Origin of the sequence: Streptomyces sp. NPDC058697 (assembly GCF_042715345.1) — a bacterium.
GTDB lineage: Bacteria > Actinomycetota > Actinomycetes > Streptomycetales > Streptomycetaceae > Streptomyces > Streptomyces liliifuscus.
Map to the genome: position 1 here is coordinate 80,636 of NZ_JBHXSU010000018.1, position 20,853 is coordinate 101,488.

The window sequence follows — 20,853 nt, forward strand, 5'->3', positions numbered from 1 at the left end:
TCGGCCACGGCCGGTGGCCGCGGCACCGTCCCGGCACCACCTCGGTCCACGCCGATCTCGCACCGGGCGAGCGGCCCTGACGCAGGAGCGCAGTGATCCACAACCGCCCCGCGGGCTTCCGCCGCCTCGCGCGCGCGGTGCTCGCGCTGCCCGTCGCCGCCCTGCTGCTCGCGGGCTGCGGCGACCCGGGCGATCTGCGCGGGTCGGGCCCGACGTCCACCGCCGTGGGCCCGACCCGGCTGTGGCCGGAGGTGCCGCCCGCCGCCTCGCCCGCCCTCGACTACGGCGAGGCGGACACCGAGACCGTCCAGGGCGTCACCGCGCCGGGCGACGACATCCGCAAGGTCGACCCGGTCGCCGTCTTCCGCGCCGAGATCGCCCGCCATCCGGATCTCTACACCGACGACGGTGCCTCGTACGCCGAGACGGCCCGGCGGACCGAGGAGTGCGGCAAGAAGGGCGAACCTGGCCGGAAATGCCCGGTCCTGCGCCCGTACTACCGCGACATCACCGGCGACGGCCGGGACGACATGGTGCTCGGCGTGCGGATGCCCGAGAACCAGCTGGGCGTGCGCGCGTACACCTTCATCGGCCACCGGCTGGTCGAGGTCATGGCCACGACGGACAGCACGCTCAGCGTCCAGATCGCCGGCCGTGACGTGATCATCCGTTCGCCGTCGACGCTGGCGGGCTACGAATACCGCACGGTGTGGTCCTGGGACCGCCGCCAGAAGGCGATGCTCGCGGCGAAGGACGAGATCCTGCGGGTGGGGGCGAGCGCCACGCCCAGCGCCCCCGCCCCCACGCGTTCCCCGGCCGCGGACTCCCGGTGAGGCGCCCGCGGCCGGCCGGGCCGCCCACCGGGATGCGGCGCCTGCGCCACTGGACCGCCACCCTCACCTGGAAGGCCGCCGCCTTCATCACCGTGATGTGCTGCGGTCTGGCCGCGCTCCTCGGCACCCTCGTGCATGTCTCGGTGACCAACCAGACCGTCGGCGAGGCCCGCGACCGCGCGCTCGACCGGCTCACCGAGGCGACGGAGGCGTTCGAGGCGGGCGACCGGCTGCCGCCCGGCGCGGGCGTCGACCTGGCGGGCCTGCCCGTAGAACTGCGCAGGCTCGCCGAGGACGGGGACCGCGGCACGATGGTCGGCGACGACGACCCGCACCCCACGATGTGGGCGGCCGGCCCCGCGAGCGGCGGGCGCGCGCTCGCCGTGCGGGTCGACTACTCGCAGGGCGTCCGCACGATCGACGGCCTCGACCGGGCGATCCTCGGCTCTTCCGCGCTGGCGATCGGCGTGACGCTGCTCGGGGGCGCGTTCGCCGTCACCCGCGTGACACGGCGGCTGCACGGGACGGCCCAGGTCGCGCGGCGGATCAGCGCGGGCGACCTGGACGCGCGGGTGAACGATCCGCGGGCCGAGGACCCGACGCGCCCCCAGGACGAGGTGGCCGCGGTCGCGGGCGCGCTGGACACGATGGCGTCCTCGCTGCAGGGCAAGCTGCAGAGCGAGCAGCGCTTCACCGCGGATGTCGCCCACGAGCTGCGGACCCCGCTCACCGGACTGCACGCGGCGGCCGAACTGTTGCCGCCCGGCCGCCCGACCGAACTGGTCCGCGACCGGGTCGCCGCGCTGCGCACGCTCACCGAGGACCTGCTGGAGATCTCCCGGCTCGACACCCGCAGCGAGCGGCTGGACGTGGACGCGGTGCGGCTCGCGGAAGTGGCCGAGCGGGTGGTCCGGGCGTCCGGCACGGACACGGAGGTCCTGGTCGTACGGGACGTGGTCGTGGAGACCGACCGGCGGCGCCTGGAACGGGTGTTGGGCAATCTCGTCGCCAACGCGCACAAGCACGGGCGGGCGCCGGTGTCGCTGACGGTCGACGGGCCGCTCGTCACCGTGCGGGACCACGGTGACGGCTTTCCGGCGTACCTCATCGAGCACGGGCCGCAGCGGTTCCGGACGGAGGGGGGCTCCAAGGGGCATGGGCTGGGGCTGACCATCGCGCTGGGGCAGGCGGGGGTGTTGGGGGCGCGGCTGGGGTTCGCGAACGCGGTGGACGGTGGGGCCGTTGCGTCCCTGGCGCTCCGCTGAGCCCCGGGGGCAGGAAGGCGGCAGAGCTCGGGGGTGTGCGTGATCCGGCCTCCGCGGGTGCGTTGTGGCTGGTCGCGCCGTTCCTCGCGCCCCTGACGGGGCCTGGGCTGAGCGGTTGCTTGTCTCTGATGGCTCAGTGTGACGGGCGCGTCGCGCGGGGCGCTCATAATGTGGCGATTAGTCAGCTCTGCCCCCATCTGGAGGAGCCAGCAATGTCACTGCGTACCGCTCTCACCCGCATCGGCATAGCCGCCGCCGGCGGCGCCCTCGTCATCGGAGCCGCAAGCCCCGCTCTCGCGAACGACGACTGGGGCCACCACAACTACGGCAGCCACCACAAGCTCTACAAGGGCGTCGTCACCGCGCCCGGCGGACTGAACCTCCGCGACAGGCCGACCCGCGGCAGCAACATCGTCGGCTTCGTCGGCTACAACCAGAAGGTCTCCATCTTCTGCAAGACGAGCGGCGAGAACGTCCAGGGCAACCACCTCTGGTACCTCCTCGCGGACGGCACCTGGGCCTGGGCGACGGCCCGCTTCATCGAGAACATCGGCCCGGCGCCCCGCTGGTGCTGAAAGCCCGGCGCCCCTGAAGGGGCGGCCGAGGTGCACCCGAGAAGCCCGTTTGACCCTCTATAGCGGGACATTGACTGATTCGCTTGCTACGTTCCGGACATGCTCTCGCCCGGAACGACAGCGCAGGCGGACCCGCCGGCTCCCGCTGTCCCCCTCCCCCGGCGCCGTGGCATCGAGTTCACCCTCATCGTCGTGGCCGTCCTGCTCTCCGTGTACGGCTACTGCGACGTGGGCATCGCCCGCACCGGATCGGTCCCGCCCGGCGCCGTCGGCTACGGCGCCGGGCTCGGCGTACTCGCGCTCCTCGCGCATCTCGCGGTGCGTCTGCGGGCCCCGTACGCCGATCCGCTGCTGCTGCCGATCGGCGTCCTGCTCAACGGACTGGGCCTGGTGCTCATCTACCGGCTCGACCTGGAGACCCCGGACGACCCGGCCGCCCCGACACAGCTCGTCTGGTCGACGCTGGGCATGGGCCTGTTCATCGCGGTCGTGGTCCTGCTGCGCGACCACCGGGTACTCCAGCGCTACACGTACGTGTCCGTCGTGAGCGCACTCGTCCTGCTCGTCCTGCCCATCTTCTTCCCCTCCGTGAACGGCGCCCGCATCTGGGTCCGGATCGCCGGATTCTCCATCCAGCCGGGCGAGTTCGCGAAGGTCCTGCTCGCGGTGTTCTTCGCCGGCTACCTCGCCGCGAACCGCAACGCCCTCGCGTACACCGGCCGTCGCGTCTGGCGGCTCCAACTGCCCACCGGGCGCGTCCTCGGCCCGATCGTCGCGATCTGGCTGCTGAGCGTCGGCGTGCTGGTCCTGGAGCGGGACCTCGGCACCTCGCTGCTCTTCTTCGGCCTGTTCGTGATCCTGCTGTACGTCGCCACGGGCCGCACCGGCTGGATCGCGGTGGGCCTGCTGCTCGCGGCGTGCGGGGCCGTCGCCGTCGGCTGGCTCGAACCGCATGTGCACAGCAGGGTCGAGGACTGGCTGCACCCGTTCGCGTCGATCGAGGCGGGCCTGGGCCCGAACCAACTCGCCCAGTCGCTCTTCTCGTTCGCCGCCGGCGGGATGCTCGGCACGGGACTCGGCCTCGGCCACTCCGTCCTCATCGGCTTCGCCGCCAAGTCGGACTTCATCCTGGCCACCGCGGGCGAGGAACTGGGCCTGGCCGGCCTCTCCGCGATTTTCCTGCTGTACGGACTGCTGGTCGAGCGCGGCTACCGGGCGGGCCTCGCCCTGCGCGACCCCTTCGGCCGGCTGCTCGCCGTCGGACTCGCCTCGATCGTCGCCCTCCAGGTCTTCGTGATCGCGGGCGGCGTGACGGGGCTGATCCCGCTGACCGGAATGGCGATGCCCTTCCTGGCGCAGGGCGGCTCGTCGGTCGTCACCAACTGGATCATCGTGGCCCTGCTGATGCGCCTCAGCGACTCGGCACGCGACCGGTCCGGGACGGCGACGGCGACGGCGACCACCACGGCGGTGGCGGTGGCGACGGCCGAGGGGCTCGAAGGAAAGGGCACGGCATGACCGGCAACGGCCGCCCCATGACCCGGTACATCCGGCACGCCGCCGCCTTCTGCGCCCTGCTCCTGCTCGCCCTCCTCGTCAACGCCACCCGCATCCAGCTCGTCCAGGCCCGCTCGTACGACGAGAACCCGGCCAACCGCCGCCACACCATCGCCCGTTACGGCCAGCCGCGCGGCGACATCCTCGTCGGCGGCAGACCGGTCACCGGCTCCAAGGACTCCGGAGAGCAGTTCCGCTACGAACGGACGTACAGGAACGGCCCGTTGTACGCGCACGTCACCGGCTTCGCCTCACAGGTGTACGGGACGAATCTGCTGGAGGGCGCCGAGGACGACATCCTGGCGGGTACCGACCCGCTGCTGTCGCCGCTCCCCCTGTGGAACGACCTCACGCGGGCCCGCAACCCCGGCGGCCATGTCGTCACGACCCTCCACCCGGCCGCGCAGCAGGCGGCGTACGAGGGGCTCGGCGACCGGCGGGGCGCGGTGGCCGCGCTCGAACCGTCCACCGGACGGATCCTGGCGCTGGTCTCCACCCCCTCCTACAACCCCGAGGAGCTGTCCGGGACGGACTCGGCGGTCGCCCGGGCGTGGACACGGCTGAACCAGGCGGCCAACAAGCCGATGCTCAACCGGGCCGTGCGGCAGACGTATCCGCCCGGCTCCACCTTCAAGGTGGTCACCGCGGCGGCGGCCCTCGACGCGGGTGTGGTGGAGGACGTCGACGAGCCCACGAAGTCCCCCGACCCGTACCGGCTGCCGGGCAGCTCGGTCCGGCTGACGAACGAGGTCGAGGGCTGCGCGGACGCGTCCCTGCGGTACGCCTTCACCTGGTCGTGCAACACCGTCTTCGCCAGGCTGGGCGTGGACGTGGGAGTGGCCGGCATGCGGGCCGGGGCCGCCGGATTCGGCTTCAACGAGCGGCAGTTGAGGATCCCCTTCCGGGTCTCCCCCAGCACCTTCGACACCCGGGTGGACCAGGCGCAGCTCGCGCTCTCCTCCATCGGCCAGTACAACACCCGGGCGACTCCGCTGCAGATGGCGATGGTCGCCGGGGCCGTCGCGAACAACGGCTCGGTGCGTACGCCCCACCTGGTGGAGCGGACGACCACGGACGACGGCGACACGGTGTCCGCCACCGGGCAGCGCACCCTCCGCCAGGCGATGAACCCCGCCACCGCCGTGCGGTTGCGCGAGCTGATGACGGACGTGGTGGAGCGGGGCACCGGCAAGAACGCCGCCATCCCCGGCGCCACGGTCGGCGGCAAGTCCGGCACGGCCCAGCACGGCATCCACAACTCCGGTACGCCGTATGCCTGGTTCATCTCCTGGGCGAGGGCCGACGACGCGATGGAGCCGGCCGTGGCCGTCGCGGTCGTCGTCGAGGACGCGGAGGCCGAGCGGGGGGACATCAGCGGGGGTGGGGACGCGGCGCCGATCGCCCGGGCCGTGATGGAGGCGGTGCTCACTCCGTGAGACGGGGGGTGTCGCGCTCCCGTCTCCCGACCTACCGTTCGGTTCATGACTCAGCCCGCTGCCGCGTACGAACTCGCCCAGGTGAACATCTCCCGACTCAAAGCCCCTCTGGACTCCCCGCAGTTGAAGGACTTCGTCGACGCCCTCGACCCGGTGAACGCGGTCGCCGACGCCGCGGACGGTTTCGTCTGGCGTCTGCAGAGCGACTCCGGCAACGCGACGGACACGTCCGTCTTCGGTGACGACTGGCTGATCATCAACCTGACGGTGTGGCGGGACACCAACGCCCTGACCGCGTTCATGTACCAGGGACAGCACCGTGAGCTGCTCACCCGCCGCAATGAATGGTTCGAGCGGATCCGGGAGGCGATGACGGCCCTGTGGTGGGTGCCGGCCGGGCACCGGCCGACGGTCGCCGAGGCGGAGGAGCGGCTGCTGCATCTGCGGGCGCACGGGGCGACCGCGTACGCGTTCACGCTTCGGACGTCGTTTCCGGCCGGGGAGGCAGCTCCGACGGCCCTGTCGGGGGAGACCCGGGCCCTTCCCGATGTGGAGTGCCCTGTGTAGTCCCGGCGTGGAGTGCCCGGTCAGGTTTCCGCGCCTGCTTCGATCGCCTGCTCCACCTCCGCGACCCGTGCCTCTTCCTCCGCCGCGAAGCGTTCCGCGTCCAGTTTTTCGGCCAGTTCCTCGTCCTGGGCCATGAGAAGGTCGAGGTTGGAGTTGCCCATGTCGAAGACGCCCATGTCGACGTAGGCCTGCTGGAGGCGCTTGCCCCACAGGCCGATGTCCTTGACGCAGGGGACGATCCGGGAGAACAGCAACTGGCGGAACAGCGCGAGGAATTCGGAGCGCTCGCTGTACTCCTCCGCCTCCGCCCTGGGGATGCCGAAGTTCTCCAGGACCTCCACGCCGCGCAGCCGGTCCCGCATCAGGTAGCAGCCCTCGATGACGAACTCCTCGCGTTCGCGGAGCTCGGTGTCCGTGAGCTGCTTGTAGTAGTCGCGCAGCGCCATCCGACCGAAGGCCACGTGGCGCGCCTCGTCCTGCATGACGTACGCGAGGATCTGCTTGGGCAGCGGCTTGTCCGTGGTGTCCCTGATCATGCCGAACGCGGCCAGCGCCAGGCCCTCGATGAGGACCTGCATGCCGAGGTAGGGCATGTCCCAGCGGGAGTCGCGGAGGGTGTCGCCGAGGAGCGACTGGAGGTTGTCGTTGACCGGGTAGAGCATCCCGATCTTCTCGTGGAGGAAGCGGGCGTAGATCTCCGCGTGGCGGGCCTCGTCCATGGTCTGGGTGGCGGAGTAGAGCTTGGCGTCCAGGTCGGGGACCGATTCGACGATGCGGGCCGCGCAGACCATGGCCCCCTGCTCGCCGTGCAGGAACTGGCTGAACTGCCAGGAGGCGAAGTGCTTGCGGAGTTCGCCCTTGTCGCGGTCGTTCATCCTCGCCCAATAGGGCGTGCCGTAGATCGAGATCGACTCGTCGGGGGTGCCGAGCGGATCGTACGGGTCCACCTCCAGGTCCCAGTCGATCCTCTTCTGGCCGTCCCACTGCTTGTCCTTGCCCTTCTGGTAGAGGGCGAGCAGACGTTCCCGTCCTTCGTCGTACTCCCAGCTGAACCGGGCCGCGCCGGTCGCGGGCACCTGCCAGAGGGGGGCTCCGGGGTCCTTGGCGTACAGGTCGTAGGTGGGCATGTCTCGCAGGCTCCTACGTAGTAGACGACGGGTCAACAAGTTGCGCGCGAGGGATTGACGGTCTTGCTGACAAGCAGTCTCATAAGGAGTGACCGGCGGTAACCCTGAGGTTTTTCCCGTACGACGAGGTGGACACAGCCATGACGACCGTGACGGAGGCCGAGGTGCTGCGCGATGCGCTCGGTCTGCTCAAGGACCGGGAGCAGGTGGCCGAGCGGCTGCTCGACTCCTCCGCGAAGCACTCCTTCGACCCGGACAAGGAGCTGGACTGGGACGCGCCCTTCGAGGAGGGGAAGTGGTTCTGGCCGCCGGAGTTGGTGTCGCTCTACGACACGCCGCTGTGGAAGCGGATGAGTGAGGAGCAGCGGATTCTGCTGTCGCGGCACGAGGCCGCTGCGCTGGCCTCGCTGGGGATCTGGTTCGAGATCATCCTGATGCAGCTGCTCGTGCGGCACATCTATGACAAGGCGGCGACGAGTGCGCATGTGCGCTATGCGCTGACCGAGATCGAGGACGAGTGCCGGCACTCGAAGATGTTCGCGCGGCTGATCTCGTCGGGCGGGACGCCTTGGTATCCGGTGAGCCGGGCCCATCAGAACCTCGGGCGGTTGTTCAAGACCGTGTCGACGACGCCTGGGTCGTTCACGGCGACCTTGCTGGGTGAGGAGGTGCTCGACTGGATGCAGCGGTTGACGTTTCCGGATGAGCGGGTGCAGACGTTGGTACGGGGTGTGACGCGGATCCATGTGGTGGAGGAGGCTCGGCATGTGCGGTACGCGCGGGAGGAGTTGCGTCGGCAGATGGTTACCGCGCCTCGGTGGTCGCAGGAGTTCACTCGGGTGACGTCCGGGGAGTTCGCGCGGGTGTTCTCTGTCGCCTTCGTCAATCCCGATGTGTACGAGAACGTGGGGCTTGACCGGCGGGAGGCGATGGCTCAGGTGAAGGCGAGTGGGCATCGGCGGGAGGTCATGCAGACGGGGTCCAAGCGGTTGACCGACTTTCTGGATGACATTGGGGTGTTGCGAGGGGTGGGGCGGCGGCTTTGGAGGGCTTCGGGGTTGCTGGCTTGAGTTGTCGGGTGCGGGTTGTGTGGGGCTGGTCGCGCAGTTCCTCGCGCCCCTGGGTGGGTGGGGGTGCCTCCCGGATGCAGGCTGCGGGTTGTGGTCGGGCATCCGTGGTCGTCGGGGGCGGGGACGGGCCGGGGGTATCCGTCCTCGGTCTGGCGTGGAATCGGTTGGCTTCGAGGGCACTCGAGTCGACACGCCAGCCGCTGCGGGCGGACACCCCCGGCCCGTCCCCTCCGGTGCGATGGCGGCTGCGGGCACGTCCGACCCCGGTGAGCTCAGGGGTAGAGGCCGGCCCGGAAGGTGTAGGAGACGAGTTGGGCTCGGTCTCGGGCGCCGACCTTTGTCATGGCGCGTACCGCATGGGTTTTTACGGTGAACGGTGATACGGACAATTGGGCCGCGATCTCGTCGTTGCCCAGGCCGCTCGCGACGAGGACGACCACGTCCCGTTCTCTGGGGGTCAGGGCGTCGAAGCGTTTTAGTAGTTCCTGGTCGATCACCGGGGGTGGGCTGTCGGTCATGTGGCCGATGAGTGCGGCTGTTGCGGCGGCCGACAGTGCGCCGCCACCGCCGATGACCTCGGTGATTCCGGCGACGAGTTCGGCGGGGCTCACGGTCTTGCTCAGGAAGCCGTTGGCGCCCGCGCGGAGGGCGGCGAGAACGATGTCGTCCTGGTCGAAAGTGGTCAGCACGATCACCCGCAGCTTTTCGGGTGGGTGCTCCTTGCGGATCCGGCGGGTGGCTTCGACACCGTCGATGCCGGGCATCCGGATGTCCATCAGGACCAGGTCGACGGGGTGGGACCGGAGGAAGGGGACGACCTGGAGTCCGTCGGAGAGGTCGCCCGTGACGATGAGTCCCGGGTCGAGCCTGAGCATTGCTTTGATGCCGGCCCTGATCTCTTCCTGGTCGTCGACGATCAGAATCCGTGTCATCGGACGGTGGCTCCCAAGGGGCTGAACTCCGCGTGGACCCGGAATCGCCCGTCGTCGCTGTCGATCGTCAGGCGGCCGCTGGAGGACTCGACGCGTTCGCGCATGCCCAGGAGGCCGAGTCCGCTGCCCGGGCCGCGCGGTGAGTGACCTACGCGGTTCTCCACGGTGACGCAGATCCTGCCGTCGCGCTCGCGTACGTCTACGGTTGCCGCCCCTTCTCCGTGCCGGTAGGCATTCGTGAGTGCTTCCTGGACGACCCGGTAGACCGTCACGCCGACGCTGGGCTCCACGAAACCGGCGGGGACGGCGATGGAGGGGCGGACGTCGAGGCCGATGCTCTCGTAGGAGGCGACGAGGCCTTCCAGGCCGCTGAGTGCGGGGGTCGGGCGGAGCGCCTCGTCGTCGGGGATGTCGTCCCCGAGGCGGAGGAGCGCGAGGATCCGTTGCGTTTCGACGACGACGGTACGGGCGCTGGACCTGGCTGAGACGAGGGCCTGCCGGGAGGGCTCGGCGTCTTCGGGCAGTCCGATCTCCGCGGCACCGAGATGCATGCTCAGCATCGCGACCTGGTGGCCGATGACGTCGTGGAGGTCCCGGGCGATGCGCAGTCGCTCCTCGGTCACCCGTCGGGTGGCTTCGATCTCGCGGGTGGCGATGGCGCTTTCGGCCCGTTCCTCCAGGGTGAGCCAGTGCTCCCGGTGGATGCGCAGCGCGGCCCCTGTCGCACCTCCCGCAATGGCTGAGAAGAGGGCGGCGGCTCCCACGATCGCGCCGCCGCGGAATCCGCCCAGGGTCATGAACGCGCCCAGGAAGAACGCGGCCACGATGCCGGTCGCGGCCAGCGGCTGCTTGCCCCTGAGGGTGACCGAGAACAGCACGAGCACGGCCATCATCCACACCGACAGGGGGTCGTGGCCCACCGCTGTGACGGCGAAGGACGCCGCGCTCGTCACGGCCAGTCCTGCCCATGGGCTCCGCCATGAGAGGGCGACACCGGCTCCGGCGAGGAGCGCGGAGAGGGCCGTCGGCCAGTCCGACCCTCGCAGGACGACTGCCACGATCTGGCCGGTGAAGACCAGCGCGGCCAGCGAATATGCGGCCAGGTGCAGGGCCTCGGGGCGGCGGACCCAGAGGGGTGCCACGGGCTGGTCGTGGTTGTTGTGCGCCTTGGCCATGGCCTGATTCTCGTCCACGTGTGCTGCGGACGTGTACTTCGAATGATGTAGACGGCGGGCCCGGTCCGGGCTGTGGGGACGGCGGAGATCGTTCGGTCCGAAGTGGATGGCGGAACTACTTCGTTCGAAGTACGCGGCCCCTGGCGAGGCCGCTGAGACTCCTCGTCGGGGCGACCGCCTCACACCGTCACGATCACCGAACGGGATACCCGATGACTCAGACCACCGTGCCTTCGAGCACGACCACGCCCTCGACGACGCTCTCCGGGCTCCGATCGCTCCACCTGATCCGGGCCGCCTTCTCCCTGGTCTGGGTTGCACTCGTAGCCACGACCTCCGCCTCACTGGTATCGACGGACAAGCCCACGGTGACTGCGGCCGTGCTGCTGGTGATCTACCCCCTGTGGGACGCCGTCGCCACGCTCTTCGAACGCCGCATGGCCGGCCCCGGCGCCACGGACCGCGTCGGTACGCTCAACATGGCTCTCGGCGTGGCCGCTACGGCAGGGATGACCATCGCCGTCTTCTCCACCATCGGGAAGGCCCTGCTCGTGTTCGGCATCTGGGCCCTCCTTTCCGGAGCGATCCAGCTCGCCGTGGCGATCCGGCGCCGGCGCACCGTCGGTGCCCAGTGGCCCATGGTCATCAGCGGCGGACTCTCCGTCCTCGCCGGCGCCAACTTCGCCGCCATGTCCACCTCGGCGACAAGCGACCTGTCCACCATCACCGGCTACTCGGCCGTCGGCGCCTTCTGGTTCCTCACCTCCGCCATCACCCTCACCATCCGCAGCCGACGCCAACCCCGCTGACCACCGCCGCGTGCGCCACAGCGTCCGTAGCCGGCTCCCGCCACAGTGTCCGTGACCGGGTCCCAGTCACAGGGTCCGTGACCGACTCCCGGCCACAGTGTCGGTGACCGGCTCCCGGCTCCCGGCCACAGTCCGTGACCGGCTCCCGAACCACCCCCACCCCCATCAGCCCCGCCCACCCAGCCGGTCCGGCGCTTGAGGACGAGGCCGTCCAGGCCGATGCCTCACCCGGCGACGGTCAGCCAACCCACCCCACCAGCCCGGCACCACCCAGCCCGTCCGGCGCTTGAGGACAAGACCGCCCAGGCCGATCCCCGCCCACTCCCGATCAACCCACCCACCCCCATCAGCCCCCACCCACCCCTCAGCCCGTCCGGCGTTTGAGGACGAGGCCGCCAGGCCGATTCCCCACCCACCCACGGTCAACCCACCCACCCCCATCAGCCCCCACCCACCTCCCAGCCCGTCCGGCGCTTGAGGACGAGGCCGTTCAGGCCGATGCGGGGGGCTGGGGGCGGCAGCCCCCAGGGATGGGACGGGTAGGGGCGGCGGGGGCGAGAAAGGTTACGCTGCGGGGCATGGCCTCGGAGGTTCCTGCACGCGCGTATCGGCGGCTCAGTGTCGAGGAGCGGCGAAGCCAGTTGCTCGAAGCGGCGTTGTCGTTGTTCGCGGCACGGGCCCCCGAAGACGTCTCCCTGGACGATGTCGCGGAAGCGGCCGGCGTCTCACGGCCCCTGGTGTACCGCTACTTCCCCGGCGGCAAGCAGCAGTTGTACGAAGCCGCGCTCAGGTCCGCCGCGGAAGAGCTGACGCACTGTTTCGCCGAACCCCCTCAGGGCCCGCTCACCCAGCGGCTCTCCAACGCCCTGGACCGCTACCTCGCCTTCGTGGACGAGCACGACGCCGGCTTCAGCGCGCTGCTGCAGGGCGGAAGCGTCGTCGAGACGTCACGGACCACGGCCATCGTGGACGGGGTACGACGGGCCGCCGCCGAGCACATCCTGGTTCACCTGGAGGTCGAGGAACCGGCACCCCGGCTGCGGATGACCGTCCGGATGTGGATCACGGCGGTCGAGGCCGCCTCCCTGATCTGGCTGGACGAAGAGAAGGAACCGCCGCTGGACGAGCTGCGGGACTGGCTCGTCGAGCAGTTCGTCGCCTGTCTCGTGGCGACCGCGGGGCGCGACGCCCAGGCAGCCGCTGCCGTACGGGCCGCGCTGGCGATGGAGCCCGCGGACGGCCCGATGGGCACGTTCGCACGGGCGGTGCTGCCCGTGGTGGGCGACGCGGCCCACCTGCTGTGACACTGGCTGCGTGAAGAGCGAAGACACCCCCTTCGAAGGCGGCCCCCTGGACGGCCGGGTGCTGCCGGTCCTGCTCGGTCCGACCGGACACCCGCCGAAGGTGTACCGGGTCCCGGTCCCGGACAACGCCGGTGGCCCGCCGACCGTGCTCGTCTACCGGCGGGTGCAGGCGGGGACCAGCAGGCGGCTCGCGCTGCATCAGGGGTGGAAGTACGAGTACGACCCCACGGACACGAGCGGCGGCAGGCTCCGGTGGCCGTGGTCGAAGCCGGAGCCGAAGCCCGACACCGCGGCGCACATCAAGCCAGACGCCACGCCGGACGGCAAGTCGGACGACACCGACGAGTGACCTGGTTGGGCCGGATCGCCCACGCTCGCCGCGCGGAGCTCGCGCGCGCGTCTGACGCTCGTGGTGCGGAGGAGCGGAAGGGCCGCGCCCCGCACCGGAGGTGATGACGTGTCAGGAAGGCTTCTGCGGCTGGTCTGTACGGCGGCGATCGCGGCCGGCGCCGTCCTCGCACCCGGCCCGGCGGCCGCGGTGCCCGAGCCCGGTGAGAGTCCGGTGGCCGAACCCGGCGAGAGCTCGGCACCGGATTCCGTACCGGAGGGCGAGCCGTCCGTCGCCGAGTTGCTGACCGACCTCCAGCGGCTCTACCGGGAGGCAGAGGAGGCGACCGAGACGTACAACTCGACCGAGGAGAAGCTGAAGCGGCAGCGGACCGAGGTCGACAGGCTCAACGGGCGCCTCTCCGCGGCCCGGCTCTCGCTCCAGGGCAGCCGCGGCGCCGCGGGACGGCTCGCCCGGCAGCAGTACCAGGGCACGAGCGAAATCTCCTCGTACGTACGGCTGTTGCTGGCCCGTGATCCTCAACACGCGCTCGACCAGGGCCAGGTGATCCGGCAGGTCTCGCTGGAGCGCGCCGGAACGGTCGACCGGCTGGTGGTGGACGAGCGGAGGACCGACGGGCTGGCGCGGGAGGCCCGGCGCGCGCTCGACGAGCAACTCACCCTCGCCGAACGGCAGAAGAAGGACCGCGACCTCGTCGGGAAGCGGCTGAAGGACGTCGAGGAGCTGCTCGTCTCGCTGACCGCCGAACAGCTCGCCCGGGTGGCCGAGTTGGAGAAGTCGGGCGTGGCCGAGGCGCAGGACGAGCTCGTGGCCTCGGGTGCGCTGAGCAGTGCCCGGCCGCCCACCGGTGAAGGGGACCGGGCTCTGCGCCACGCCGTGGACCAGATCGGCAAGCCGTACGAGTGGGGCGCCGAGGGGCCGGACACGTACGACTGCTCCGGTCTCACCTCGGAGGCCTGGGGCAGCGCGGGCCGGGCCATCCCCCGTACCAGCCAGGAGCAATGGGCCCAGTTGCCGCACGTCGAACTGAGCGAGCTGCGTCCGGGGGACCTGGTCGTCTACTTCCCCGGGGCCACCCATGTCGCCATGTACCTCGGCGACGGCATGGTCGTCCAGGCACCGAGGCCGGGGGCGACGGTCAAGGTGTCCCCCATCGCCGCCAATCCCGTACTGGGTGCCGTACGACCGGACCCGGGCGGAGAGCCCCTGCAGACCTACACCCCGCCGGAGCTCCCCGAGGGCGCGACGGACGGCTCGGACGAGGGCTACAGCGCGCCTGCCCCTTGAGGGGCGCGGGGAACTGCGCGATCAGCCACAGCCGACCAGCAGCCGAGGTGAGAGCTCAGGATCCCCCCTTCCGAAGAACAGGCACCGCTCTCAGGAGAGCGGCCAGTTGCGCAGGGCCGCGTCGGCCATCTCCTGGAGTTCGTCGCGGCCCACACCGCTCGCGGCCTGCACGGCGATGCCGTACCCCAGGGCGGTGAGGTAGCGGGCCAGTAACCCCGGGTCCGTCTCCGGAGGCAGGTCGCCTTCGTCGACGGCCCGCTGGAACCGCTCTCGGACGAGGGTGTAGCCGTTGTCGCGCCAGGCGACGAGAAGGTCACGGACTTCCCGCCCGGAGTCGCTGACGGTCAGGGCGCCCTGGACTCCCAGGCAGCCGTTGGGCTGGGCGGGGCGGGTGGTGGTTCGAACGGTGCCGGCCAGGATCGCGGTGGCGACGCCGAGGGCGGTCGGCTCCTCCAGGGCCCGGGGCAGATAGCCGCTCGGGCCTTCGGTGTAGCGCTCAAGGGCCCTGCGGAACAGCGCCTCCTTGTTGCCGAAGGCCGCGTACATGCTGGTGGTGGAGATGCCCATCGCATTCGTCAGGCAGGCCAGGCTGGCGCCCTCGTAGCCGTGCTCCCAGAAGACCAGCATGGCCCGTTCGAGAGCCTCGTCGGCGTCGAAGCCTCGCGGTCGGCCGATGGGGCCGCTCTGTTTCGTCTCCACCTCCGCAGTCTACCTCTTCCGCATCGATCGATGCGGAAGTGCTACCGTTCGACTTCTGCGGCGATCGCTGCAGAAGTCGAAGGAGGCTGTTCACGTGGGATCGCTTGAGGGGAAGACCGCTCTCGTCACCGGGGGCAGCAGCGGAATCGGCCTGGCCAGTGCGGTACGGCTGGCGGCCGAGGGCGCGCATGTGTTCATCACCGGCCGGCGCAAGACCGAACTCGACGCGGCCGTGGAAGTGATCGGTTCGGCGGCCACGGCGGTGACCGGTGACATCGCGGACCTGGCCGATCTGGACCGGCTCTACGACGCGATCCGCGACCGGGGCCAGGGGCTGGATGTCCTGTTCGCGAACGCCTCCGTGGCCGAGTTCGTGACGCTCGACCAGATCACCGAGGAGCACTTCGACAGCCACTTCGGGATCAACGTCCGGGGCACGCTGTTCACCGTGCAGAAGGCGCTGCCCCTGCTCAACGACGGCGCCTCGGTCATCCTGAACGGCTCCACCGTCGTGGACGTCGGCACGGAGGCGTTCGGCGTGTACGCAGCGACCAAGGCCGCCACCCGGTCGTTCGCCCGGACCTGGGCCAACGAACTCAAGGGACGCGGTGTCCGGGTCAACGCCGTCACGCCAGGACCGGTCGACACCCCTGGCATCTCGGGGCTCACGCCCACCCCGGAGGACTTCAAGCAGCAGCTGGCTTCGGTGGTGCCGCTCGGCCGACTCGGCCGCCCGGAGGAGATCGCCGCCGCCGTGGCCTTCCTCGCCTCCGACCAGAGCAGCTTCATCACCGGTTCGAGCCTGTACGTCGACGGCGGCCTGAACCAGATCTGAGGCAGGACGCGGACGCGCGTCCGGACCTCCACCGGGAGCTCAAGCAACTGCTCTTCGTCGGCAGCTTCTGGAATTGGGCCACGTCGTCCACATGGGCGCGCGTGACGTCGAGCAGGGTGAAAAGGCGATGCCGCTGGCAGAGCGGACGCTACACCGCGGTAAAACATTCCTTACTTCGTTCAAGACTTTCACGTTCGATCCGCAGGATCTGCTGCATTTTTCGAGTCGCCTTGAGGGTCTCCAAGAATAGATTTTGCCTGATTATCGACCAACCGAGTCAGGATTTGCTGCGAGTAACCGAACACGATAGCCCATGCGATAATTTGAGCCGATGAATCCAAAGCCGACAAACCTGGCACGAAGCCGCCGCGGATGAAGAGGAGACCAAGTGGAGCAGTAAGGGCCCCGGTCGGCAACTTGAGCGCCGCAAGAACTAGCGAGACATTGTAAGGTGTCGTGTTTCCTCTCATCTGCCGGAGGGCTGTAGCGGCGGCAAGTCCTGCGGATACCAGTCCGACAATCTCCACTACAAGGTAGTCGCCGGGATCTGTGGCCGCCTGATTGGGGAATGAAGGAGTGCCTCCAGAAGCGACGCGCAATGGGCAGGCAGTAAAATAGGCGCCCTTTGAGGTCTGAGGTACGAAGCACAAAGGAACGGCGGTATGTCGTAGTGCACCTAGGGCAGCCACACTGAGGGCGACAATCGTGAGCAATAGGCCAACCATCGCCACGATACGTACGAAGCTGCGAACCCGTAGCGACCTGTTAATTCGAGCTTGATTCGCCGCTGCCAGTGTATCCAGAACCGTCTCACGGTCGGACTCCGTAATGGATGGAATCCCTCTTGAAGAAACCTCCTCGACGATGTCCTCAACAGCTTTTCTACGCAGATCACCAGGCGGGAGATTCTCCCTCACCGCTCCAAGGATTGCAGGCATCACGGGGCCTGTTTCATCGCAATCTGCCGCACGCAAATATAGAATGAACGCCGCGTCGAAGTGAATCTGAGCGACGGCTAGTGATGAAGCTCTAGGGGCAAAGGTTTCGAGAGCCACTTGACACTCTTCGATTTGGTGCATGGCTGTCACAAGTAGAGGGTTATTCGGATTCTCCGCGAGTTTGAGCTGTAGTCGCCCGATAAGATCGATGACTCGGGACGAAGTCACTGCACGCAGTTCCCTTGTCTTGTCGAGCCTACGCAGAAGGAAACCCATGACCTGACTATGTGACAAATCTGGCGATGCCGCGCTTTGGTTTGCGCCGTATGGATCAGGGTCCTGGTGCGCTCCCGTCTGTCGCGGTCAGCGCATTGCTGGGACCGTAGGTGGACTGGTCTTGAAAGCCGTTACTCCTGGGACGATAGAACTTCCCCAGCAGTATCAAGGCCGCGCACCGCGCGGCCTGCCTCCTGTCTGCGCCCCGGTCGGCCGCGCCGGACGGCGCGCTACGTGGCAGCGCGCAGAAGCCAAGGAAGTCACCGTGGGCCAATGGCATGCCTTCGGCGGGGGCGCTCAGGTTCCGAGACAGCGAGGGCCAGTCGTGCGGCTGTCGGTCGGTTCGCAGTGCGGGTGGGGTGCTGTCGCTAGGGCAGCGATTCGTCGCCCACACAAAAGCAGCAATCCCCGAGCGGCAGCGGCAGTAGCCTGCGGGCACCGCGTCCCACGTAAGTGAGGAGTCCCATGGAAGTTCTCAGTGCTCGCATCGCGATCAGGCTTGCGCCAGGTCCACACCAGCCACCCCACGAGGCGTGGACCTTGTCTCTGATAGAGATCGAGGTACCAGTTGAAGGGATCAAGGAGGACCTGACTTCCCTCACAACTCTCAATGGAACGCTCGACTTCCCTGTTTCCAACTCGCTTTCAGTACAGACCCGTGAGACGAACTGGGGGGCATCTGGCTCCTTTGGGGAGTTCATCCTCGACCTGTCGACCGGCGCTCTAGGCGGCGCATCCGGCGTTGGAATCGCGACCGGCATTGAGTACGTCGTAGCCAAGGTGAAGGGCCGTATCCAGGATGTGTTTCCCAGTCAGTCAATCGATCGCTCGCAGGCAGCGGAGCTAGTCCGCACGCACATCGAACTGCACTACACCGAACCGAGTGGAGACCTCACTGAGGTCGCGTCGTCCACAGCGTTGGACACCGGCATCCACGAGTTCACCTTCAAGAGCCCATCTGGTCGCGAATACGGCGGAACGGCAGGCGAGATTTCAGGGGCCCCCACCTGCACGAAGGTTTGGTACAAGTCGGAGGCGTAGCTACCTAGGTGAGAGCTCTCCTGTGTCCAACCGCGCTACAACCGCACCGCGCACGGCCGGACGAGCACGGACACCCATGTGCCGTCGCCGCAGGCCAGAGGTCACCCAAGGTCAGGTGGCAGAGCCCACGGGAATGCTTCGGGAAAAAGCGGTCGTGTGCCACATCGTGCGGTCAACCACGGTCAACGACGTCTCGCCGCAGTCGAGATGCGCCGTTGGCCTGGTCTGCCGCTACAGGCCGTCTGGCCCGGGGGAACCAAGCGCGCCCCTGCCAGCGAGAAGCCCCCCCCCCCCAGCCGAGCAAGGCTGGGGGTCTTTGCCGTAGGAACTCACACCATCAGCGGCAGCCACTCACAGCCGGGCCGTCTGTGGGCCGTCCGAGACCAGCCAACGACGACCAACTATGACCAATGACGACTACTGGACCGCAGGTCAGAGGCCCGTCAGGCTCCGGCCACCGAAGCCAGGTACGCGCCCGTCTTCTCCGGCTCATAGAAGAAGTTCTCGAAGTCCGACGGGTCGTTGAAACCGTTCGCGAAGCGGTCGGCTACCGGGGGGAGTTGGCCCGCCGCGCCGATCAGGTTGAGGACGTGCTCCGGCGGGGCGCCGAGCATCGCGTTCGTCCACTTGGTCACGTGCTGGGCCGTGTCCCAGTACCGCTCGAAGGTGTCCCGCATCCACGTTTCGTCGAACTCCTTCTCGCCGTGCGCGAGGATCGAGTCGAGGTACGAAGCGGCGCACTTCGAGGCCGAGTTGGAGCCCTGGCCGGTGATCGGGTCGTTGGCGACGACCACGTCACCGACGCCGAGGACCAGGCCGCCCCCGGGCAGCCGGCCGATCGGGTTGCGGACCGTGGGCGTGTAGCGTCCGGCCAACGTGCCGCCGGCGTCGGTGAGTTCGACCTTGGTGGCCCGCGCGTACTCCCACGGCGTGAACCGCTCCATGAGTTCCAGGGTCAGGGAGAGGTGTTCGGCCGGGTCCTTGACGCCCTGGAAGGCGTCCAGCGGGCCGCCGGGTATGCCCTCCCAGAAGAGGATGTCCGCCCGGCCCGAGGTGGTGAAGGTGGGCATGACGAAGAGTTCGCCCACGCCGGGCACGAGGTTGCAGCGCACCGCGTCGTAGTCCGGGTGTTCCGGGCGCGGGCCCAGGCCGTGGACGTACGCGACGGCCAGCGCGCGCTGCGGCTCCGTGTACGGGGAGCGGGAGGCGTCGCGGCCGAACATCGACACCAGTTCGCCCTTGCCCGCCGAGACGAGGACCAGGTCGTACGTACGGGAGAAGTAGTCGAGGTCGCCGACCGCCGCTCCGTGGATGACCAGTTGGCCGCCGCGCTGGGCGAACGTCTCCATCCAGCCGGCCATCTTGACGCGCTGGTCGACGGACTGGGCGTACCCGTCGAGCCGGCCGACCCAGTCGATCGCGCGCTGGGTCGGGCCCGGGTCGTGCGAGCCGGGGGCGGCGACCGAGACGCCGAGTCCTTCGATCTTCGGGGCCTGGGACTCCCAGAAGTTCACCTGGAGATCGCGCTCGTGCTGCAACGCCGTGTGGAACATGCACTGCGTCGACATGACGCGGCCGGTTCGGATCTCGTCCGCCGTGCGGTTGGACATCAGGGTGACCTCGTACCCGTTCGACTGGAGTCCGAGGGCGAGCTGGAGTCCGGACTGGCCGGCTCCGACGACGAGTATCTTCCGCATGCCTGTCCTTCTCTGCGTACGTACGTCTTGTTCCGGTTATTCCGGGCTGACTTCGAGTGCGTGGCCGACGAGGGCCAGCAGGGTCTCGATCGCCGAGAACCTGCTGCGCGCGTCCATGATCATGACAGGTATGTGCGGGGGAATCGTGAGGGCCTCGCGTACGTCTTCGGGCTCGTACTTCGCGCTGCCGTCGAAGTGGTTGACGGCGACGACGTACGGCAGCCCGCAGCTCTCGAAGTAGTCGAGCGCCGGGAAGCAGTCCCTGAGGCGGCGGGTGTCGGCGAGGACCACCGCGCCTATCGCCCCGCGCACCAGGTCGTCCCACATGAACCAGAACCGCTGCTGCCCCGGCGTGCCGAACAGGTACAGGACCAGGTCGTCGTCGAGCGTGATGCGGCCGAAGTCCATGGCCACGGTGGTGGTGACTTTCTCCGGGGTCGAGCTGAGGTCGTCGGTGTCCTCGCTCGCCTCGGTCATCAGCGCCTCCGTCTGGAGGGGCGTGATCTCCGAGACGGCGGTGACGAGGGTGGTCTTGCCGACGCCGAAGCCGCCGGCCACCACTATCTTCGTGGCGATCGGGGCGCGCGTACGGTCCTTCTGCCAGGCCTTCAACTCATCGTCAGCTTCGATGAGTTGGGGAGACCCGGGGTATCGCGAGACATCTGCGACGCGGGAGGCGTCAGAGACGACGGAGTCCACTCAGCACCCTTTCCAGCAGAGCGCGGTCCGGCTGTCCCGGGCCGTGACCTGTTCCGTACACACGGATCTTTCCCTGGTCCGCCAGGTCGCTGAGGAGCACCCGGACCACACCGAGCGGCATCTTCAGCAGGGCGGCGACCTCGGCCACCGTCCGCATCCGGCGGCAGAGTTCGACGATGGCCCGCATCTCCGGCATGACCCGGGTGGAGAGTGAACCATTCTCCAGTTCCGGGCGCTCCGGCGGGGCTTCGAGCGCCGCCACGAACGTCTCGACGAGCAGGACGTGCCCGAAGCGCGTACGGCCGCCGGTGAGCGAGTACGGGCGTACGCGGGCGGGTTTGCGGTCGCCGCCGCGGACCGGGAGCCTGGGCGTGCCGCTCAG

21 protein-coding genes are annotated in these 20,853 nt (G+C 69.0%); 13 read left to right on the top strand and 8 right to left on the bottom strand.

Annotated features, from left to right (window positions below):
* Positions 1–92 precede the first annotated feature (92 nt).
* From ACFWXQ_RS33185 to ACFWXQ_RS33210, 6 genes are all read left to right on the top strand, one after another.
* Positions 93–833 carry a hypothetical protein gene (locus ACFWXQ_RS33185; protein ID WP_383940539.1) on the top strand — a complete coding sequence of 247 codons (741 nt, stop codon included), beginning with the start codon at positions 93–95 and terminating at the stop codon, positions 831–833.
* A gap of 32 nt (positions 834–865) precedes the next feature.
* Positions 866–2,098 (top strand): ATP-binding protein, encoded by a 1,233-nt coding sequence (locus tag ACFWXQ_RS33190; protein ID WP_383940613.1) that lies wholly within the window; start codon positions 866–868, stop codon positions 2,096–2,098.
* A gap of 212 nt (positions 2,099–2,310) precedes the next feature.
* Entirely contained in the window at positions 2,311–2,673 is a 363-nt protein-coding gene (locus tag ACFWXQ_RS33195; RefSeq protein WP_383940536.1) for an SH3 domain-containing protein, read from the top strand.
* Positions 2,674–2,772: 99 nt separating this feature from the next.
* Entirely contained in the window at positions 2,773–4,191 is a 1,419-nt protein-coding gene (locus tag ACFWXQ_RS33200) for an FtsW/RodA/SpoVE family cell cycle protein (protein WP_383940533.1), read from the top strand.
* Between the two features lie 17 nt (positions 4,192–4,208).
* Positions 4,209–5,666: a peptidoglycan D,D-transpeptidase FtsI family protein gene (locus ACFWXQ_RS33205; RefSeq protein ID WP_383940610.1), complete on the top strand. Its 1,458-nt coding sequence runs from the start codon at positions 4,209–4,211 to the stop codon at positions 5,664–5,666.
* Between the two features lie 45 nt (positions 5,667–5,711).
* Entirely contained in the window at positions 5,712–6,233 is a 522-nt protein-coding gene (locus ACFWXQ_RS33210; RefSeq protein ID WP_383940530.1) for a DUF3291 domain-containing protein, read from the top strand.
* 20 nt (positions 6,234–6,253) lie between these two features.
* Here the strand turns inward: ACFWXQ_RS33210 and ACFWXQ_RS33215 are convergent, their stop codons facing one another.
* Positions 6,254–7,360, bottom strand: a complete 1,107-nt coding sequence (locus tag ACFWXQ_RS33215) for a ferritin-like domain-containing protein (RefSeq protein ID WP_383940527.1) — start codon at positions 7,358–7,360, stop codon at positions 6,254–6,256.
* A 140-nt stretch (positions 7,361–7,500) separates the two neighbouring features.
* Here ACFWXQ_RS33215 and ACFWXQ_RS33220 point away from each other — a divergent pair, with 140 nt between their 5' ends.
* A complete protein-coding gene (locus ACFWXQ_RS33220) occupies positions 7,501–8,430 on the top strand; it encodes a diiron oxygenase (protein WP_383940524.1) in 930 nt (309 codons plus the stop codon).
* A 272-nt stretch (positions 8,431–8,702) separates the two neighbouring features.
* On the opposite strand, the gene ACFWXQ_RS33225 is transcribed toward ACFWXQ_RS33220, so the two are convergent.
* Both ACFWXQ_RS33225 and ACFWXQ_RS33230 read right to left on the bottom strand, forming a co-directional pair.
* A complete protein-coding gene (locus ACFWXQ_RS33225; protein WP_383940521.1) occupies positions 8,703–9,362 on the bottom strand; it encodes a response regulator in 660 nt (219 codons plus the stop codon).
* Positions 9,359–10,537 (bottom strand): sensor histidine kinase, encoded by a 1,179-nt coding sequence (locus tag ACFWXQ_RS33230; RefSeq protein WP_386269814.1) that lies wholly within the window; start codon positions 10,535–10,537, stop codon positions 9,359–9,361. The genes ACFWXQ_RS33225 and ACFWXQ_RS33230 overlap by 4 nt, the downstream gene beginning before the upstream one ends.
* Positions 10,538–10,749: 212 nt before the next feature.
* Between ACFWXQ_RS33230 and ACFWXQ_RS33235 the strand changes: the two genes are divergently transcribed.
* The 4 genes from ACFWXQ_RS33235 (at position 10,750) to ACFWXQ_RS33250 (ending at position 14,286) form a co-directional block, all read left to right on the top strand.
* A complete protein-coding gene (locus ACFWXQ_RS33235) occupies positions 10,750–11,346 on the top strand; it encodes a hypothetical protein (protein ID WP_383940515.1) in 597 nt (198 codons plus the stop codon).
* Between the two features lie 578 nt (positions 11,347–11,924).
* Positions 11,925–12,650, top strand: coding sequence for a TetR/AcrR family transcriptional regulator (locus tag ACFWXQ_RS33240; protein ID WP_383949360.1), 726 nt, complete (start codon positions 11,925–11,927; stop codon positions 12,648–12,650).
* Positions 12,651–12,660: 10 nt separating this feature from the next.
* Positions 12,661–12,999, top strand: a complete 339-nt coding sequence (locus ACFWXQ_RS33245) for a hypothetical protein (protein ID WP_383949355.1) — start codon at positions 12,661–12,663, stop codon at positions 12,997–12,999.
* Positions 13,000–13,107: 108 nt separating this feature from the next.
* The gene (locus tag ACFWXQ_RS33250; RefSeq protein ID WP_383949352.1) at positions 13,108–14,286 is read left to right on the top strand and encodes an NlpC/P60 family protein; all 1,179 of its coding nucleotides are present in this window, start codon (positions 13,108–13,110) and stop codon (positions 14,284–14,286) included.
* A 90-nt stretch (positions 14,287–14,376) separates the two neighbouring features.
* Here the strand turns inward: ACFWXQ_RS33250 and ACFWXQ_RS33255 are convergent, their stop codons facing one another.
* A complete protein-coding gene (locus tag ACFWXQ_RS33255; protein ID WP_383949349.1) occupies positions 14,377–14,985 on the bottom strand; it encodes a TetR/AcrR family transcriptional regulator in 609 nt (202 codons plus the stop codon).
* A gap of 94 nt (positions 14,986–15,079) precedes the next feature.
* On the opposite strand from ACFWXQ_RS33255, the gene ACFWXQ_RS33260 reads away from it, so the two are divergent.
* Complete coding sequence (locus ACFWXQ_RS33260) at positions 15,080–15,820, top strand: SDR family NAD(P)-dependent oxidoreductase (RefSeq protein WP_383949346.1); 741 nt, start codon at positions 15,080–15,082, stop codon at positions 15,818–15,820.
* Between the two features lie 188 nt (positions 15,821–16,008).
* Here ACFWXQ_RS33260 and ACFWXQ_RS33265 read toward each other — a convergent pair whose 3' ends face one another.
* Positions 16,009–17,034 (bottom strand): hypothetical protein, encoded by a 1,026-nt coding sequence (locus ACFWXQ_RS33265; protein ID WP_383949343.1) that lies wholly within the window; start codon positions 17,032–17,034, stop codon positions 16,009–16,011.
* Positions 17,035–17,499: 465 nt separating this feature from the next.
* On the opposite strand from ACFWXQ_RS33265, the gene ACFWXQ_RS33270 reads away from it, so the two are divergent.
* Positions 17,500–18,075 (top strand): hypothetical protein, encoded by a 576-nt coding sequence (locus ACFWXQ_RS33270; RefSeq protein WP_383949340.1) that lies wholly within the window; start codon positions 17,500–17,502, stop codon positions 18,073–18,075.
* A 443-nt stretch (positions 18,076–18,518) separates the two neighbouring features.
* On the opposite strand, the gene ACFWXQ_RS33275 is transcribed toward ACFWXQ_RS33270, so the two are convergent.
* Genes ACFWXQ_RS33275 through ACFWXQ_RS33285 form a run of 3 tightly spaced genes read right to left on the bottom strand, consistent with a single transcriptional unit; the run spans position 18,519 to position 20,853 of the window.
* Positions 18,519–19,772, bottom strand: coding sequence for a styrene monooxygenase/indole monooxygenase family protein (locus ACFWXQ_RS33275; protein WP_383949337.1), 1,254 nt, complete (start codon positions 19,770–19,772; stop codon positions 18,519–18,521).
* A gap of 36 nt (positions 19,773–19,808) precedes the next feature.
* Positions 19,809–20,471 (bottom strand): ATP/GTP-binding protein, encoded by a 663-nt coding sequence (locus ACFWXQ_RS33280; RefSeq protein ID WP_383949334.1) that lies wholly within the window; start codon positions 20,469–20,471, stop codon positions 19,809–19,811.
* Complete coding sequence (locus ACFWXQ_RS33285; RefSeq protein ID WP_186001158.1) at positions 20,452–20,853, bottom strand: DUF742 domain-containing protein; 402 nt, start codon at positions 20,851–20,853, stop codon at positions 20,452–20,454. Before ACFWXQ_RS33285 ends, ACFWXQ_RS33280 begins: the two co-directional genes overlap by 20 nt.

Excerpts from the sequence above, each read along its gene's own strand:
- ACFWXQ_RS33190 (WP_383940613.1), top strand. The coding sequence starts at position 866 with ATGCGGCGCCTGCGCCACTGGACCGCCACCCTCACCTGGAAGGCCGCC.
- ACFWXQ_RS33195 (WP_383940536.1), top strand. The coding sequence starts at position 2,311 with ATGTCACTGCGTACCGCTCTCACCCGCATCGGCATAGCCGCCGCCGGC.
- ACFWXQ_RS33200 (WP_383940533.1), top strand. The coding sequence starts at position 2,773 with ATGCTCTCGCCCGGAACGACAGCGCAGGCGGACCCGCCGGCTCCCGCT.
- ACFWXQ_RS33205 (WP_383940610.1), top strand. The coding sequence starts at position 4,209 with ATGACCCGGTACATCCGGCACGCCGCCGCCTTCTGCGCCCTGCTCCTG.
- ACFWXQ_RS33210 (WP_383940530.1), top strand. The coding sequence starts at position 5,712 with ATGACTCAGCCCGCTGCCGCGTACGAACTCGCCCAGGTGAACATCTCC.
- ACFWXQ_RS33215 (WP_383940527.1), bottom strand. The coding sequence starts at position 7,360 with ATGCCCACCTACGACCTGTACGCCAAGGACCCCGGAGCCCCCCTCTGG.
- ACFWXQ_RS33220 (WP_383940524.1), top strand. The coding sequence starts at position 7,501 with ATGACGACCGTGACGGAGGCCGAGGTGCTGCGCGATGCGCTCGGTCTG.
- ACFWXQ_RS33225 (WP_383940521.1), bottom strand. The coding sequence starts at position 9,362 with ATGACACGGATTCTGATCGTCGACGACCAGGAAGAGATCAGGGCCGGC.
- ACFWXQ_RS33230 (WP_386269814.1), bottom strand. The coding sequence starts at position 10,537 with ATGGCCAAGGCGCACAACAACCACGACCAGCCCGTGGCACCCCTCTGG.
- ACFWXQ_RS33235 (WP_383940515.1), top strand. The coding sequence starts at position 10,750 with ATGACTCAGACCACCGTGCCTTCGAGCACGACCACGCCCTCGACGACG.
- ACFWXQ_RS33240 (WP_383949360.1), top strand. The coding sequence starts at position 11,925 with ATGGCCTCGGAGGTTCCTGCACGCGCGTATCGGCGGCTCAGTGTCGAG.
- ACFWXQ_RS33265 (WP_383949343.1), bottom strand. The coding sequence starts at position 17,034 with ATGGGTTTCCTTCTGCGTAGGCTCGACAAGACAAGGGAACTGCGTGCA.
- ACFWXQ_RS33270 (WP_383949340.1), top strand. The coding sequence starts at position 17,500 with ATGGAAGTTCTCAGTGCTCGCATCGCGATCAGGCTTGCGCCAGGTCCA.
- ACFWXQ_RS33275 (WP_383949337.1), bottom strand. The coding sequence starts at position 19,772 with ATGCGGAAGATACTCGTCGTCGGAGCCGGCCAGTCCGGACTCCAGCTC.